Here is a 15551-nt window from a genome sequence, read left to right as displayed (position 1 = left end):
GTGCTCCTGACAAACGCTGCACGGAGTATTTGCAGGGATATTCGGGACTGGCAAGGGCGTGTTTTGGACTATCGGAACGGCCCGTCCGGAAACCGGACGGGCCGTCGGCGCACCCCTGAAGGCCCCCTGAGACCCCCTCAGGGACCCTCAGGGCCGCTCAGGGCTCTCTCGGCACCGTCTCAGCGCTCCGCCAACTCCCGCTCGCCCGCCGGGACTTCGAAGGGCAGGGTGTTGCCCGGCGGCGGGAACGGGCACAGGAAGTGGTCCGTGAAGGCGCACGGCGGCAGCACCGTACGGTTGAAGTCCACGGTGACCGCGCCGGTTTCCGGCTCCGGGGCCGGGGTGTACAGAAAACGGAAGCGGTAGCTGGTCCGCCCGCTGGTGCCGTCCGCCAGGACCGCCCACAGCCCGCCGTCCTGATACTGCGTCACCTGGAGGGTGTGCTCCGCGCCGTCGGGCCCGGCGAAGGCCAGTTCGCCCGCCAGCCCCAGCCCGCGCCGCACCCCGTCCGCGTTGCCGACCCGTACGCTGCGCTCCCCCGTCCCGTAGGGGCGGAACTCTCCCGCGCGCACCCACTCCGGGGCGTACGGGAAGGTCTCGATCGCCGCGAAGGCGCGCCGCGCCGCCGCACCGGGGTCGAACACGCGGACCGCCCACTGGCCCTCGCGGTGCATCAGCACCAGCCGGCGCTCCCCGTACGAGACCCGGGACCGCTCGGGCGGGCCGGTGTCCGGGCCGAGCCGCACCTCGCCCGCGAGGAGTTCGCCGTCGACGGCGATCCCGTCGGCGACGGAGCCCCGCAGCAGCACGCCGTCGCCGTCCCCCGGGTCGGTCCACTGTCCCGGCAGTCCGGGCAGCCGCCCGTCGTCGGCGTCGGCGAGCCAGAGCGTGGCGGTCACCGAGAGCGGCCCGTAGGGGGCGGCCGCCTCCGTCGTCCGCCGCGTGTGCCACTGCTCCCACGCGTGCCGCGCCGCCGCGCTCGTCTCCGGAGTGTTCTGTGCGTCCCGTCCGTCCTGTGCATCCGTCGTCATGGTGATCAACTTAGATCCCCAGGTGCCCGCGGAGCGTGCTGCCCTCGTACGCCGTGCGGAAGCTGCCCCGCTCCTGGAGCAACGGGACGACCCGGTCGACGAACTCGTCGAGGCCGCCCGGCGTCAGATGGGGCACCAGGATGAAGCCGTCCGCCGCGTCCGTCTGCACGAACTCGTCGATCTCCGCGGCGACCGACTCGGGCGTGCCGATGAAGGACTGCCGGCCCGTCGTCTCGATCACCGTCTCGCGGATGGACAGCCCCTTCTCCTCGGACAGCGCCCGCCACTTGGCGGCGACGGCGAGCGGGTCGGCGTGCCGGACCCGGCCCTGGGCGAGCCCGGAGTCCGGTTCCGGGTCGACCGTCGGCAGCGGCCCGTCGGGGTCGTACGAGGAGAGGTCGACGCCCCACACCTGCTCCAGCGCGACGATCGCGTTCTGCGGGGTGACCTGGCGCCGCCGGATGTCCGCCGCGCGCTCCTGCGCCTCGGCCGGGGTGTCGCCGAGGACGAAGGTCGCCCCCGGCATGATCTTCAGGGAGTCGGGGTCGCGCCCGTAAGGACCGAGGCGGCGCTTCACGTCCGCGAAGAAGTCCCGGCCCGCCTGGAGTCCGCTGTGCCGGGTGAAGACGACGTCGGCCGTTGACGCCGCGAACTCCCGTCCCTCGTCCGAGTCGCCGGCCTGGATGACGACGGGCCGGCCCTGCGGCGACCGCGGCAGGGAGAACTCCCCTGCCACGTCGAAGTGTTCGCCGCGGTACGAGAACGGGCGCGGGCCCGGCTCCCCCTCCGGCCACGAGTCCCACAGCTCCCGCGCGAGCGACACGAACTCCGCGGCCCTGGTGTAGCGGTCCGCGCGGTCCAGGAAGCCGCCGCGCCGGAAGTTCTCGCCCGTGAACGCGTCGGAGGAGGTGACCACGTTCCATGCGGCGCGGCCCGCGGAGAGGTGGTCGAGGGAGGAGAGCCGGCGGGCGAGTTCGTACGGCTCGTTGAAGGTGGCGTTCACCGTGCCGGCCAGGCCCAGATGACGGGTGACGCCGGCGAGGGCGCTGAGCACGGTGAGCGCCTCGGGGCGGCCGACGACGTCCAAGTCGTGGATGCGGCCCTTGTGTTCGCGCAGCCGCAGCCCCTCCGCGAGGAAGAAGAAGTCGAAGAGGCCGCGTTCGGCGGTGCGGGCCAGGTGCTCGAACGAACCGAAGTCGATCTGGCTGCCCGACCGCGGATCGGTCCAGACGGTCGTGCTGTTGACGCCCGGGAAGTGGGCCGCCAAGTGGACTTGCTTGCGCGACCGGCTCGTCCTGCGTGATGTGGCGTCGCTCATGATGCGCTCCGTTCCTCCCCGGTGAGTGCGTAACGGCTTTCGGGGCGGTCGAGCCCCAGGTGCGCCCGGAGCGTGCTGCCGCTCGGGTACGGGGCGGGCCGCAGCCCCCGCTTGCGCAGCAGCGGCACCGTGACCCCGGTGAGCTGCGCGAGCACGTCCCCCGGATCGGCGGGCCGCAGGTGGAAGCCGTCGGCCGCGTCCTCCGCCGCCCAGTCGGCGATCAGGTCGGCGAGGCCCACCGCGTCGCCGGACACGTCGAGTTCGACGGGCAGCGACGCCACGACGACGAGCCCGGGGCGCCGTGCCCGCAGCTCCTCGCGGAGCGCCCGCGCGGTGACGGGGTCGTCGGCCCGTACGAGGGCGACGTCCGCGTACCGCACCACGGTCCCGCGCGGCTCCGGCTCCGTGGCGTCGACGACGACCACCGGGCGTCCCTGCGGCGGCCGGGGCACGATGGCGGGGCCGCGCACGCTGAAGTGCTCGCCCGCGAAGTCGACATAGTGCAGCTTGTCGCGGTCGATGAAGCGCCCTGTCGGCTCGTCGCGGATCTCCGCGCCGTCCTCCCAGCTGTCCCACAGCCGGGTGACGACGTCGGCGACCTCCCCCGCCTCCCGCCACAACTCCCCGGCGGGCGCGGCCGGTTTGCGCCCGAAGAGGGCGGCCTCCGCCTCCGTACGGGAGACGTCGACCGCCCAGCCGGCGCGGCCGCGGCTCGCCCAGTCGAGGGTCGCGAGCGCGGACGAGACGTGGAACGGCTCGGTGTGCGTGGTCGTCACGGTGGGCACGAGGCCGATGTGCCGGGTCTCGGGCGCGAGCCGGGCGAGGGTGCCGAGCGCGTCGGCGCCGGGCCCGGCGAACGAGTCGCCGAGCGTCACGAAGTCGAGCCCGCCGCGCTCCGCGAGCCGGGCGAGATGCAGGTACGGGTCGGCGGAGTACCGGCCGGCTCCGTAGCCGTCCGGCAGGTCGAGGGCCGCGGAGAGGAACACCGTACGGCCGTCTGTCTGTGTCATGGTCCCGTCCTCAGCTCTTGAGCTCCGGCAGCCCTGCCGGGTTGATTTCGGACTTCGGTACGGCCTCGCCCTTCAAGTGCCAGCGCTTGAGCACCTTCGCGTACGTACCGTCCTCGATGGACGCGTCGATCGCGCCCTGGAGGGCCTTGACCAGGCCACTGTCCCTTTTGGTGGTCGCGGCGATCTTGCCCTGGAGGGTGTCGCCGCCGGAGAGGGTGCCGACGATCTCGGTCTGGCCCGATGTCGAGACGTGGTATCGAGCGGTGGGGTTGGGGCCCAAGTAGGCGTCGATACGGCCCGATTGAAGCGCCAGGTAGTAGTCCGAGGAGCGCTGGAAGTAGCGGATGTCGACGGGCTTGCGGCCCGCCTTCTCGTTCTCCTTGCTCCAGTCGACAAGGATCTTCTCCTGGTTGGTGCCGGAAGAGACGGCGATCCGCTTGCCCGCCACGTCCTCCGGACCCTTGATGTGCAGCCCCCTGCCCTTCTTCGCCTCGAACGCGATCTCGTCGAGCCGGTAGGTGGCGAAGTCGTACTTCTGCTTGCGCTCCTCGGTGACCGTGATGTTGGAGAGCGCCGTGTCGAGCTTTCCGCTGTCCAGGCCGACGAAGATGTTCTCCCAGGAGGACGGCTTGAACTGCGGCTTCAGGCCCAGGTGGTCGGCGAACAGCGTCGCCAGGTCGGACTCGATGCCGATCAGCGTCTTGTCGTCGCTGGCGCGGAAGGTCAGCGGCGGCGAGCCGTCGGCGTCCACGCCGACGGTGAGGGTGCCCCGTCTGCGGATCTCCTCCGGCACCTGCGCGGCGAGCTTCGGGTCCTTCTCCCCGCGTATCCGGTGCTGCTGCGGGCTGACGTTGATGTTCTGCTTCTTTCCGCCCGCGCCGGCGGCCTCGACGGCGCCGGTGCCTCCGCTGCCGCAGGCGGAGAGCAGCAGGGCTCCGAGGACGGCGGTGGTGGTGCCGGTCACGGCGGTGGTGGTGCGGTTCACGTCGCTGCTCCTGTGCGTGGGTGCGTGATCGTGTGCAGGTGAGGGGGTGTCAGAGGACCTTGGCGAGGAAGGCCTTGGTGCGCTCGTGCTGCGGCGCGTCCAGGACGGCCGCGGGCGGGCCCTGCTCGACGACGCGTCCGTCGTCCATGAAGACGACCGTGTCGGCGACCTCGCGGGCGAAGCCGATCTCGTGGGTGACGACGATCATCGTGGTGCCCTGCCGGGCGAGATCCTTGATGACGTCCAGTACCTCGCCGACGAGTTCGGGGTCGAGGGCCGAGGTCGGCTCGTCGAAGAGCAGCAGCTTCGGTTCGACGGCGAGCGCGCGGGCGATGGCGACCCGCTGCTGCTGGCCGCCGGACAGCTGCTTGGGGTAGGCGTCCTCCTTGTCCTGGAGCCCGACCCGTTCCAGCAGCCGCCGCGCGCTCTCCACCGCCTCCTTCTTCGGGCGGCGCAGCGCTGACACCGGGGCCTCGGTGATGTTGTCGAGGACGGTGAGGTGCGGGAAGAGGTGGAAGTTCTGGAAGACGAAGCCGATCCGGGTGCGCTGCTTGAGCACTTCGCGCTCGCGCAGTTCGTACAGCTTGTCGCCGGACCTGCGGTAGCCGACGAGCGCGCCGTCGACGCTGACCAGACCGCTGTCGACCTTCTCCAGGTGGTTGATGGTGCGCAGCAGGGTGGACTTGCCGGAGCCGGAGGGCCCGAGGACGACGGTGACGTCGCCGGCCCGGACGTCGAGGTCCACGCCGCGCAGCACCTCCTGCGGGCCGAAGCTCTTGTGTACGGCGCGGAGTTCGACCATGGCGGCCGTATCGCCGGTGGTCTCTTCCCCGGCGGGGCGGGTGGCGGTGCTCGTGGCGGTGCTCGTGCTCATCGGTTCTCTCCCTTGGCGAAGTGGCGTTCGACGTAGTGCTGGAGGACGGAGAGCACCGTGGTGAGCAGGACGTACCAGGCGGTGGCCACCATGAGCAGCGGCACCACCCGTCCGTTCCGTCCGTAGATGACCTGGACCTGGTAGAAGAGTTCGCCGATCGCCATGACGGAGACGATCGAGGTGCCCTTGAAGAGGGAGATGACCTCGTTGGCGGCGTTCGGCAGGATCGAGCGCATGGCCTGCGGCAGCACGATCCGGCGCAGTTGGCGCAGCCGGGGCACGCCCAGCGCCGCTGCCGCCTCCAACTGGCCGCTGTCGACGGACGCGAGGCCGCCGCGCACGATCTCCGCCGCGTACGCCGCCTGGTGCAGGGCGAGGCCGAGCACGGCCGCGCTCATCGCGCCGACGAGGTTCATGGTGTCGAAGGAGATGAAGCCGGGGCCGAACGGGATGCCGATGTCGAGCCGCTTGTAGAGGTAGGAGAGGTTGAACCAGAAGAGCAGCTGGACGATGAGCGGGATCGAGCGGAACGCCCAGATGTACGTGAACGCCACCGTCTTCAGGAACGGGCTGGCGGACAGCCGCATGAAGGCGAGCACGAGGCCGAGGGCGAAGCCGAGGACGGTGCCGTAGGCGGTGAGCTGGAGGGTCACCCAGACGGCCCTGACGATGGTGTCGGTGCTGAAGAACTGGGCGAACACCTCCCATTCCCAGCCGGGGTTGGTGGCCAGCCCGTGCGCGAACTGGGCGAGGACCAGCGCGGTCGCGGCGATGGCGACCCAGCGCCAGGGGTGGCGTACGGGGACGACCTTCAGCGCGCCGGCCTCCGGCGCGGGGTCTGCTCTCCCGGGTGCGTCGGCGGCAGGGGCGTCGGCGGCGGGCGCGTCGCCGGTGAGGGCTGCGTCGCTGGTGAGAGGCATGGATTTCCTCGGTGGATACGGATGGATACGGGTGGATACGGAAGGGGGACGGGGTGGGCCGGTACGGCTGTCAGGCAGCGGCGCGACATGCGGTGTCGCGCAGGAACGTGAGGGCCGCGCGGGCCGTCGCGTCGTTCTGCCGGAAGGCGGGCGCGTTGGTGCGGGGCCGCGCGAACGCGGCGTACGAACGGGTGTTGGTGGGTGCGCCGAGGGCGATGCGGCGCGGGTGCGGGGTGCCGTCCCCGTCCAGTACGCGGCCGTCCTCCGGGGAGACGGAGAGCAGCCCGGTCGGCAACTGCCGCGCACCGTCGGCCAGCAGCTCCTCGCCGCCCGCCCCGTCCTCGTAGAGACCGCGCAGCAGCGGGTCGCGGGTGCGGCGTACGGACGGTGCGGGCAGCCGGGCCTCGACCAGGGCGCGGGCCGCGGTCGAGGCTCCTGGCAGCGCAGCGCAGCGAGCCCGGAAGAGGCCGCGCCCGTTCAACTCCTCGGTCTCCACGCTCAGTTCGGGCCCCAGGAAGCGGACGAGGCCGGCGCGCTGCAGGGCCAGCAGCTGCCGCAGCCGGTACGGCGGCGGCCCCGAGGCGAGGTAGCTGAAGTAGCCGTGCCACCAGCCGTCCAGTTCGCCGATGCGGGAGCGCGGGGCGAACCGGCCCGACGACATCAGCGCCGGCAGCTGCCCGTACACGGACAGCAGGGCGAGGAAGACCGCCAGGTCGGGGCTGTGCTGCGGGTCGGCGCGGCGGTCCATGTCGGCGGTGATGTACGAACGCAGCGCGTCCTGCAGGGAGTCGGCGTCCGCGAAGCGCGCCCCGGCGAACGGCCGGTCGAGGGCTGCCGGGTCGAACCGGTCGGCGGGGTCGGGGACGGTGGCCTCGACCAGGGCGCGCAGCTCCGGACTGCCGTAACCCGACGCGGGCGTGCTGCCTGTGCCCCCCGTGTCGTCCGCCCCGCCGGCCGGCTCCGTGACGTCCACGGCGGCGTACTTCTCCGCGAAGTCGGCCCAGTCGGCGAGAGTGCGCTCGGGGTGGGCCGTGAACAGGCGGTGGTAGTGGGCGTGTCCGAGCTCCTTGGCGATGAGCGGCCAGACGTCCCGGCGGAAGTCGAGCGGCTCGTCCCGGCGGAGCAGCTCCGCTGTCTGTTCGGGGCCGAAGTAGCAGGGCAGGGGCGGGCGTTCGCCGGTCCAGGCGTAGCCGAGCTTGGCGTGGTACGGGACGCCGCGGCGGGAGCCGACATGCAGTACGGGCTCCCGCCCGGAGGGCCGGTACACCAGCTCGCCGCCGGTGCCCGTCTCCTCGTACCGTCCGCCGCGGCCCTCCGTCAGCAGCACCATCAGGTCGATGAAGGCGAGGCCCGCGCCGCGGACGATGACGTCCTCGCCGGGCCGCAGCGCGGAGAGGTCGGCGTCGGCCGTGTAGGACGGCGGCAGGTGGGTGAGGCCGTGCTCCTCCGCGAACCGGGACAGTCCGCGCTGTGCTTCGTCCGGCGCGGAGTCGAGATGGCCGAGCGCGAGGACGACGAGGTCGGCGTGCAGTTCGCCGCCGTCCTCCAGCCGGACGCGCTGCCGCCCCTCGCGCGGACCGGTGAGCCGTACGGCGCGCTGCCGGTGGATGTGCAGTCGCACGGTGGGCGGGAGCGCGGCGACGGCCTGGTCGAACGTCCAGCCCAGATAGGCGCTCTGGAGCCTGCGGGTGGCGAAGTGATGGCCCTCCAACGCCCGGGCCTCGGCGGCCAGTTCGGGGTCTTCCGGCGCGGGGACGGTGCCCTCGCGCACTCCGGCCGCCCACTCGGCGAGCGAGGGGCCCGTACGGATCGGGCCTGCGCACTCGACGGTGTCGTCGGTGAACATGGTGACGTCCTCGGCCATGGAGTTCATCCACAGCAGCGGCGACTGCCCCGGCCGCCACACCCGTCCCCCGCCGGGCGGGTACGGGTCGACGAGGTGCAGGTCCAGCGGCCGGTCTCCGTACAGTCCGGCCGCGTTGGCGGCGATCCGCTCGACCAGTCCTGCGCTGCGCGGGCCCGCCCCGACGAGCGCCAGCGAGGGCGCGGTGCCGCCGTCCGCGGCGCCGCCGGTCACCGGGCACCCGCCGTACCGCGCCCGTAGCGCCGCTCGACGTAGTGCTGTCCGACGCTGAGGAGGGACGTCACCACGAAGTACCAGAGGGTGGCGACCATCAGCAGCGGGATCACCTGATAGGTGCGGTGGTAGACCAACTGCACGGAGTACAGCAGGTCCTGGACCGCGATCACGCTGATGATCGAGGTGCCTTTGAGGGTGCCGATCAGCGCGTTGCCGGCGGGCGGCACGATGGCGCGCATGGCCTGAGGGAGCACGATGCGGCGCAACTGCCGTCCGCTGCTCAGGCCGAGCGACTGGGCGGCCTCGGTCTGGCCCTTGTCGACCGACAGCAGTCCGCCGCGCACGATCTCCGCCGCGTACGCCGCCTCGTGCAGGGTGAGTCCGACGAGCGCGACGGTGAGCGGCCCGAGGAGCTGCGTGGTCTTCACCGTCAGGAACTCGGGCCCGAACGGGATGCCCAGACCCAGCCGCGGGTACAGCGCCCCGATGTTGAACCAGAACAGCAGCTGCACCAGCACCGGAACGGACCGGAACACCCACACGTAGCCCCAGCTGACGTGCCGCAGCACCGGGTTGGACGCCAGCCGGAGAACCGCCAGGAGCGTGCCGAGGGCGAAGCCGAACAGCATGACCAGGGCGGTCAGCCAGAGCGTGAGCCCGAGGCCGCGCAGCACGGCGGCAGAGGTGAAGTACTCGCCGACGACGGCCCATTGGAAGGCCTCGTTGCGGACGACGGAGTTGACCGCCATGGCGAGCAGCAGCAGGACGACGACGGCCGCGGCCCACTGTCCCGTGCGGCGTACGGGCACGACGCGGGGCGGCGCCGGGGGCGCTGCGGACTGCTGGGAGGTGGCGGAGAGGGTATCCGGCGGTGCGGACATGCGAAGGCTCCGTGGATGCTGCGCACCGGCCGCAGAACGGGCCGGGCAGGGCGGAATCGCCTTCACGTCTCCGGCCGCGCCCCTCAGCACGACCGGACCCGCAGAGTAGGCGGGGCACCTGGACGGCTGTCAAGCCCGGGGGTGCGTGCGCGACTTGGCCTCGGCCGACGCGGCGCCGGGCTCGGTTGACGCGGCGGGGAATGCCTGTTCCACTTGCGTCCATGCGTCCCTTGCAGCGGCTGGTCACCCGCGACCACATCGACTTCGGTCGAGTGTGGTCCTGCTCCTGTCAGCTCTGACCTGCGCACGCCTGCCGGCGGCCGCGGTCCCCTGCTGTTGAGGCCCTGAGTCCGCAGGACTCCGACGCCCCGCAGGGCGGCCCCTTTCCGGGACCTTTCTCCGCGTTTCCGTGCCCGCGCGCGCCCTTCGGCTTCTGCCTTCTCCCCCTTCGCCTTCACACACGCTGCCGCGTGCTGCCCGCGCGCGGCCGCACCCTCCCCTCCCCTCTGTGATCCAGCACCGCTGAGATCCCAGCACTTCTGTGATCCACCACGCCTGCAGAAGGGCCGTGTATGCGCTTCGGTGTCATGACTTTGATCGACAATGTTCCGGATGCGGTCTCCGGCCGCACTCTCACTCCGCACGAGCGGCTCCGGGACGTCGTCGAACTCGCCGTCCTCGCCGAGGAGCTGGGCTTCGACGCGTTCGGCGTCGGCGAACGCCACGGCGCGCCGTTCCTGTCGTCCTCACCCGCCACGGTGCTGGGCGCGATCGCGGCCCGTACCCGCCGGATCCGGCTCTTCACGACCGTCACCGTGCTGAGCACCCTCGATCCCGTACGGGTCGCCGAGGACTACGCCACCGTCGACCAGCTCTCCGGCGGCCGGCTGGAGCTGATGGTCGGCAAGGGCAACGCACCCGAGCCGTGGCAGCTGTTCGGCCGCGACCCCGGGGAGCAGTACGAACTGCAGGAAGAGGGGTACGAACTGCTGCGCCGCCTCTGGTCCGGCGAACGGGTCAGCTGGTCGGGCCGGTTCCGGCCGCCCCTGCACGAGGCGACCACGGTGCCCCGCCCCCACCAGCAGCCACCCACCCTGTGGCACGGCAGCGCCACCAGTGAACGCTCCGCCGACCTGGCCGCACTGTGGGGTGACCCGCTGTTCACCGCCAACGTGATCCAGCCGGTGGAGAACTACGCCCGCCTGATCCGCCGTTACCGCCGGCAGTGGGTGGAGTACGGCCACGAACCGTCGGCCGCCGTGGTCGGTGCGGGTGGCCTGCTCCACCTCGCGGAGAGCGACCGGCGGGCCCGCGACGTGTTCGCGCCGTATTACGAGGCCGCCGTCGCCGCCCGCGACGTCCCCGGCAACAACACCCCGTTCCGCTCCCTGGAGGACATGGCCGACCACGGTCCCGCGCTGGTCGGCTCCCCCGGCCGGGTGCTGGAGAAGCTGCACCGGCAGCACGAGGCGTACGGCCACGACCTCCAGCTGTTCAGTGTGGACACCGCCGGTCTGCCCTTCGCGGCGCGCGCCCGGGTGCTGGAACTGGCCGCCACCGATCTGCTGCCCGCGGCCCGCAAGGAGCTTCCCGACGGGCTCGGCTGGGAGGCGGCACCGTGAGCGCACCGCCCGGAGAGCGGGACGGGACACGGCAGTTGACCGTGCACCGCACCACCCTGCACGACCCGCTGGCCGTGCCCCTTCTGGAGGAGCTGGGGCACGTCTACCGCACGCGGTACGGCTCGGACGCCGACCTGCGGCGGTACCCCGTAGCGGAGTTCGCCCCGCCGCACGGCATGTTCCTGCTCCTCCTGGAGGAGGGCCTGCCGGTCGCCGGCGGCGCCTACCGGCGGTACGACGCGGAGACCGCCGAGCTCAAGCGCATGTGGACGCACTCGCGGCACCGCCGCCGCGGCCTGGCCCGGCTGGTGCTGGGCGCGCTGGAGCACGAGGCCGCGCGGTGCGGCTACCGCCGCCTGTATCTGACCACCGGACCGCGGCAGCCCGAGGCCAAGGGGCTGTATCTGGCGGCCGGTTACCACCCGCTGTTCGACCTGTCCGCCGCCCCGGAGTCGATCGGCAAGCTGCCGTTCGAGAAGCGGCTGGACGCCCCGACGCACCTGGAGTCCCGCACCTCATGAGACGTCCCCGCACCCTCGCCCTGTCCGCGGCGCTGCTCGCCTCCGCCACCGTCCTCGCGGGCTGCGGCAGCGGCGGCACCCCGGCCTCCTCCGCCGCGGAACAGCCCCGCATTCCCACCCGCGATGTGGTCTCGCAGGTGAAGAAGGACCCCGCCGCGGCGAAGCTGTTGCCCTCCTCGGTACGGAAGAAGGGCACGCTCACCGTCGCCAACAGCGTCGGCTCGCCGCCCTCCTCGACCTACCTGGAGGACGGTAAGACTGTCGTCGGTCAGGACATCGACTTCGCCGACGCGGCGGCCCGCGTGCTCGGCGTGAGGCTGCAGCACGAGGAGGCCGGCTTCGAGGCGATCCTCCCTGCGCTCGGCAGCGGCAAGTACGACCTGGGCACCGGCAACTTCGGCGTGACCGACGACCGGCGCAGGACCATCGACTTCGTCACGTACATCAACGACGGACAGGGCTTCGCCGTACGGAAGGACAGCCGGCTGAAGAAGGTCACCGACCTGACGCAGCTGTGCGGGCTGACCGTCGCCACCGGCGCGGGCACCACCTTCGAGAAGACGCTCGCCGACCACAAGTCCGCCTGCGGCAAGGCGGGCAAGAAGCCGTACAGCGTGAAGACGTACTCCGAGCAGAGCGCCCCGTGGGAATCGCTCCAACAGGGCCGCAGCGATGTGGTGATGAGCACCATCAACGGTGTGCGCTACGCGGTGAAACAGCAGCCGGGGCTGCGGTTCCTGAACGAGTATCAGCGACTCGACGTCGGCTTCGCGCTCAAGAAGCACTCACCGCTCGCGCCTGCTTTCCAGGCGGCGGTCGACCGGCTGCAAAAGGACGGCACCTACGACCGGATCCTCGCCAAGTGGGGCACTCGCAAGTCGGGCATCGAGCACTCGCAGATCAGCCCGCCGGAACGGAAGTGACCCCGCGCGTGCGAGGGCGCGCGGCGCGCGCCCTCGCACGCGCGGGTGCGTCAGTTGCACCCGCAGTCGCAGCCGTCGCAGCCGCAGTCGCACCCACCGTCGCCGCCGCAGCAGGAGCAGTCGCCGCAACAGCCCTTGCAGTCGCACTCCCAGCCCTCACAGCATTCGCACCCGCTGCAGCAGTCGCCGCAGTCGCAGCAGTCGCGGCACCAGCCCTCCCTGGGCTTCCCGCTCCAGGGGTCGTGGTACGGATCGCGGCAGCACAGCTGCCCGGTGACGCACAGTCCGGTCCACACGGCGCAGCCCGCGACCGCCCCGCGCCGGCGGCCCCATCCGTGCTTGCTCTTCCCCCCGTCGGGGCCGTCTGCTTCCGCGGTGGCGTCCTCCCGGTCATGCGTGTGTCCGCACGCGGAGCCCGACGCGCGGAACGAGCGCCGTACGGAGCGCCGCAGTTCCTTGCCGAGCAGCAGCCGCGCCAGCCCGTCGTCGGTGAAGTGCGTCTCGTCCAGGGCGAGCCGGATGCCGTGCGCGGCGTCGTCGCACAGCCGCCGCGCCTCGGGCAGCGGGGTGCCGGTGGCGGTGAGCGGGTTCCACGCGCCGGCTTCCTCATCCGCCGTCAGGTCCTCGACGGCGTCGAGGAGATGGGCGAGCCGTCCGAACAACCGGCCCGCCTCGGCGAGGGGTTCCTGGTTCTCCGGCCGCCCCGCGAGGACCGCGGTGTGGGCGAAGGCCGCGGCGGTGGCCGTCTCGGTCGGTTCCGTGACATCCAGGACGGAACCGCCGTATACGGTCGCCTCCTCCAGCGACTGCTGCCGGTCGACGGCGTCGGTCAGCACCGTGGTGTCGAAGCCGAGTTCGGCACCGGTCCGCGCTCCCGCGCGGTCCCAGCCCGCCGCCACCCGGCGCGCCGCGGCGGCCACCGGCCGTCGCCGCAGCGCCCCGTCGCCGTCGTCCGCGTGGTCGCGCACCTTCGCGGAGGCCAGTACGAGCGAGACCGCGGCGGCCAGCCGCGCCCCCTCGCCCTGCGCGACGGACGCCGTCCGCATACCGCGCAGCGGGCAGGGTCCTGCCGTACGGCGTCGCGCGCTCGTACCGGCTGACCGGTCCGACTGGGCCTCGACGAGCACGGAGATGATGAGTCCGTCGTAGTTGGTGGCCATCCTGGAGAACTGCCCGTGGTCGCCCCGGAGTGCGAGGCACAGCCCGCACAGATGCGCCATCCACTCCGTGCGCAGCCGCTCGCCCAACCGGTGCGCGCAAGGCCTGACGATCCCGAACACCGTTCCCCCGTTCCACAGTTCCGCCACGGACGTCGGAACCCTAACCCGTCACGCACACGACAACCGGAGCGGGTTCCTCACCCGTCTGTCCCCCTCGCCACCCGTCCGGCGGGAAAACCGGAATCTGTCGCTCCGTCACCTCCTTTTCCCTGCGCGGCGCCTGATCACGCGCCAGATACCGTGCACCAGTACCGTCACGAATCCGGGCTGAGGTGGGTATCCGCTTGGCGCATCGTCCGCATCATGCACGACCATAGAGTTGCGGACGGTACGGAGACCGCGCGCAGAGGAGAGGAGGCGTCCATGGGATCGGTGCGCAAGGCGAGTGCCTGGCTAGGCCTCGTCGACGACAACGAGATGCGTTACTACGACGACGACTACGCCGAGGGGCCGGAGCCCGGTGACGTCGCCGACGCCAACCGCGAGCCGTGGGTGACGGACCCGCGCGTGCGGGTCACGGCGGAGACCGCGCAGGACCAGGGCACCAGAATCGCGACGGTCACCCCGGACGGGTTCCGGGACGCCCGCGGTATCGGCGAGCTCTTCCGGGACGGGGTCCCGGTCATCATGAACCTCACGATGATGGAGTCCGCCGACGCCAAGCGCGTCGTCGACTTCGCGGCGGGGCTGACGTTCGGGCTGCGCGGCTCGATCGAACGCGTGGCGACGCGGGTGTTCCTGCTGTCTCCCGCCGAGTACAAGGTGGTCAGCGGAGAGAAGCGGCGCACCGCCGAGGGCGGCTTCTTCAACCAGGACTGAGCCCGGCAAGGGGCCGCTCGCCGGAGCGCCGCTCCCCCGCTGACGGTCGGCTGTCCGTCAGCGACTCTGCTGACCTCTCAGCGGGCTCTGCTGTTCTGTCAGCGGCTCTGCTGATCCGTCAGCGGAAGGCGTCCAGACCGGTGAGCGCCTTGCCGAGCACCAGTTGATGCATCTCGACGGTGCCCTCGTAGGTGAGCACCGATTCCAGATTCGTGGCGTGCCGCATGACGGGGTATTCGAGGGAGATCCCGTTCGCACCGAGGATGGTGCGCGCCGTGCGGCAGATCTCGATGGCCTCGCGCACGTTGTTCAGCTTGCCGAAGCTGACCTGTTCCGGGCGGAGTCCGGCACTGTCCATCCGGCGGCCCAAGTGGTGCGCCAGAAGTATGCCCTTGTGCAGTTCGACCGCCATGTCGGCGAGCTTGGCCTGGGTGAGCTGGAAGCCGCCGATGGGCTTGCCGAACTGTTCACGGGTCTTCGCGTAGTCGAGGGCCGCCTCGAAGCTGGAGCGGGCCGCGCCCATGGCGCCCCACACGATGCCGTACCGGGCGTGGCTCAGACAGCTGAGCGGCCCGCGCAGTCCGGTCACCTCCGGCAGCACCGCGTCGGCGGGCAACCGGACCTGGTCCAGCACCAGTTCACTGGTGACGGAGGCGCGCAGCGACCACTTGTGCTTGATCTCCGGAGCCTCGAAGCCGGGGCTGTCGGTGGGGACGACGAAACCGCGGACGCCGTCGTCGGTGTGCGCCCAGACGACGGCGACACCGGCCACGGACCCGTTGGTGATCCACATCTTGCGGCCCGTCAGCACCCAGTCGTCGCCGTCCCGCTTGGCGTACGTCTTCATCCCGGCCGGGTCGGAGCCGTGGTCCGGCTCGGTCAGTCCGAAGCAGCCGATGACCTCGCCGGACGCCATGCGCGGCAGCCACTGCTGCTTCTGCTCCTCGCTGCCGAACCGGTGGATCGCGTACATGGCGAGCGAGCCCTGTACGGAGACCAGCGAGCGGATGCCGGAGTCGGCGGCCTCCAGCTCCAGGCAGGCCAGGCCGTACTGGACGGCGCTGGCACCCGCGCAGCCGTACCCCTCCAGCGACATGCCCAGCGCGCCGATCGAGCCGAGCTCGCGGGCGAGTTCCCGTACGGGTGGCAGCTCGCCCTTCTCGTACCACTCGGCGATGTCCGGCAGGACACGGTCGGCGGCCCAGTCGCGGACGGTGGCGCGGACCGCGCGGTCCTCGTCGCTCAGCAGGTCGTCGAGAGAGAGGGGGTCACCGGCGTCGAACGCGGGACGGTTGCTCATGGTGGTGTGCCTCCGGCAGGAAGATCAGCTGCGGCTCGCCGCTGACG

The 15551-nt window shown here is 71.8% G+C and carries 14 protein-coding genes; 4 read left to right on the top strand and 10 right to left on the bottom strand.

What is annotated here, in order from left to right; translation table 11 throughout:
- Positions 1 to 179: 179 nt before the first annotated feature.
- From AC3AGO_RS27130 to AC3AGO_RS27095, 8 genes are all read right to left on the bottom strand, one after another.
- Positions 180 to 1031, bottom strand: a complete 852-nt coding sequence (locus AC3AGO_RS27130) for a DUF1684 domain-containing protein (RefSeq protein WP_487822853.1) — start codon at positions 1029 to 1031, stop codon at positions 180 to 182.
- A gap of 10 nt (positions 1032 to 1041) precedes the next feature.
- The gene (locus AC3AGO_RS27125; RefSeq protein WP_487822852.1) at positions 1042 to 2349 is read right to left on the bottom strand and encodes an LLM class flavin-dependent oxidoreductase; all 1308 of its coding nucleotides are present in this window, start codon (positions 2347 to 2349) and stop codon (positions 1042 to 1044) included.
- Complete coding sequence (locus AC3AGO_RS27120) at positions 2346 to 3359, bottom strand: LLM class flavin-dependent oxidoreductase (protein WP_487822851.1); 1014 nt, start codon at positions 3357 to 3359, stop codon at positions 2346 to 2348. The genes AC3AGO_RS27125 and AC3AGO_RS27120 overlap by 4 nt, the downstream gene beginning before the upstream one ends.
- Before the next feature lie 10 nt (positions 3360 to 3369).
- Complete coding sequence (locus tag AC3AGO_RS27115) at positions 3370 to 4344, bottom strand: ABC transporter substrate-binding protein (protein WP_487822850.1); 975 nt, start codon at positions 4342 to 4344, stop codon at positions 3370 to 3372.
- 49 nt (positions 4345 to 4393) lie between these two features.
- Positions 4394 to 5146: an amino acid ABC transporter ATP-binding protein gene (locus AC3AGO_RS27110; RefSeq protein WP_487824841.1), complete on the bottom strand. Its 753-nt coding sequence runs from the start codon at positions 5144 to 5146 to the stop codon at positions 4394 to 4396.
- A 68-nt stretch (positions 5147 to 5214) separates the two neighbouring features.
- The gene (locus AC3AGO_RS27105) at positions 5215 to 6138 is read right to left on the bottom strand and encodes an amino acid ABC transporter permease (RefSeq protein ID WP_487822849.1); all 924 of its coding nucleotides are present in this window, start codon (positions 6136 to 6138) and stop codon (positions 5215 to 5217) included.
- A 70-nt stretch (positions 6139 to 6208) separates the two neighbouring features.
- Positions 6209 to 8215: an FAD/NAD(P)-binding protein gene (locus AC3AGO_RS27100; protein ID WP_487822848.1), complete on the bottom strand. Its 2007-nt coding sequence runs from the start codon at positions 8213 to 8215 to the stop codon at positions 6209 to 6211.
- Complete coding sequence (locus tag AC3AGO_RS27095; RefSeq protein ID WP_487822847.1) at positions 8212 to 9099, bottom strand: amino acid ABC transporter permease; 888 nt, start codon at positions 9097 to 9099, stop codon at positions 8212 to 8214. The genes AC3AGO_RS27100 and AC3AGO_RS27095 overlap by 4 nt, the downstream gene beginning before the upstream one ends.
- 572 nt (positions 9100 to 9671) lie before the next feature.
- On the opposite strand from AC3AGO_RS27095, the gene AC3AGO_RS27090 reads away from it, so the two are divergent.
- From AC3AGO_RS27090 to AC3AGO_RS27080, 3 genes are read left to right on the top strand one after another with little or no spacing between them, the layout of a single operon-like run.
- Positions 9672 to 10721 (top strand): LLM class flavin-dependent oxidoreductase, encoded by a 1050-nt coding sequence (locus tag AC3AGO_RS27090; protein ID WP_487822846.1) that lies wholly within the window; start codon positions 9672 to 9674, stop codon positions 10719 to 10721.
- Positions 10718 to 11242, top strand: a complete 525-nt coding sequence (locus AC3AGO_RS27085; protein WP_487822845.1) for a GNAT family N-acetyltransferase — start codon at positions 10718 to 10720, stop codon at positions 11240 to 11242. Before AC3AGO_RS27090 ends, AC3AGO_RS27085 begins: the two co-directional genes overlap by 4 nt.
- Positions 11239 to 12165, top strand: a complete 927-nt coding sequence (locus tag AC3AGO_RS27080) for an ABC transporter substrate-binding protein (protein ID WP_487822844.1) — start codon at positions 11239 to 11241, stop codon at positions 12163 to 12165. The genes AC3AGO_RS27085 and AC3AGO_RS27080 overlap by 4 nt, the downstream gene beginning before the upstream one ends.
- 50 nt (positions 12166 to 12215) lie before the next feature.
- Here the strand turns inward: AC3AGO_RS27080 and AC3AGO_RS27075 are convergent, their stop codons facing one another.
- Positions 12216 to 13445, bottom strand: coding sequence for a DUF5685 family protein (locus tag AC3AGO_RS27075; RefSeq protein ID WP_487824840.1), 1230 nt, complete (start codon positions 13443 to 13445; stop codon positions 12216 to 12218).
- Positions 13446 to 13748: 303 nt separating this feature from the next.
- On the opposite strand from AC3AGO_RS27075, the gene AC3AGO_RS27070 reads away from it, so the two are divergent.
- Positions 13749 to 14204 (top strand): cell division protein SepF, encoded by a 456-nt coding sequence (locus AC3AGO_RS27070; protein WP_487824839.1) that lies wholly within the window; start codon positions 13749 to 13751, stop codon positions 14202 to 14204.
- Between the two features lie 118 nt (positions 14205 to 14322).
- Here the strand turns inward: AC3AGO_RS27070 and AC3AGO_RS27065 are convergent, their stop codons facing one another.
- A complete protein-coding gene (locus tag AC3AGO_RS27065; RefSeq protein WP_487822843.1) occupies positions 14323 to 15504 on the bottom strand; it encodes an acyl-CoA dehydrogenase family protein in 1182 nt (393 codons plus the stop codon).
- Positions 15505 to 15551 lie beyond the last annotated feature (47 nt).

The sequence above is a fragment of the Streptomyces sp. BL1 genome (genome assembly GCF_057628045.1).
This window is presented reverse-complemented; position numbering and strand designations above follow the sequence as displayed.